Origin of the sequence: Streptomyces xylophagus (genome assembly GCF_000716435.1) — a bacterium.
Lineage (GTDB): Bacteria > Actinomycetota > Actinomycetes > Streptomycetales > Streptomycetaceae > Streptomyces > Streptomyces xylophagus.
The window spans coordinates 1-366 of record NZ_JNWO01000170.1; the positions used below are offsets into that span (position 1 = coordinate 1).

A 366-nucleotide genomic window follows, 5' to 3' on the forward strand; every position below is an offset into this window, starting at 1 on the left:
AGTCGTCGGCAGCGTCAGATGTGTATAAGAGACAGTCACCGAACCGGCCGGCACCGAGAACACCGAGCTGGTGCGCCGCTGGGTCGGCCCGTGGCAGCCCGTCCCCACCGACCAGCCGTAGAACCATCGCGCCCACATCGATTGATCAAGACAGGAGACCAGTCATGAGTTACCTCAGCATGCAGATCCACCAGACCGACCAGCCCCGAATCGTCACGATCTGCGGCTCCACCCGGTTCCGGACCGAGATCGCCGACGCCAACCGGCAACTCACCCTCGACGGCTGCATCGTCCTCGCCCCAGGCGTCTTCGGACACTCCGGCGACGAGATGACCGACGAGCAGAAAACCGCGCTCGACGCACTGC

The 366-nt window shown here is 64.5% G+C and carries 1 pseudogene; it reads left to right on the top strand.

The features are described from left to right. Positions 1 to 164 precede the first annotated feature (164 nt). Positions 165 to 366 (top strand): annotated as a pseudogene (locus tag OO70_RS50835) (hypothetical protein); the annotation flags it as partial.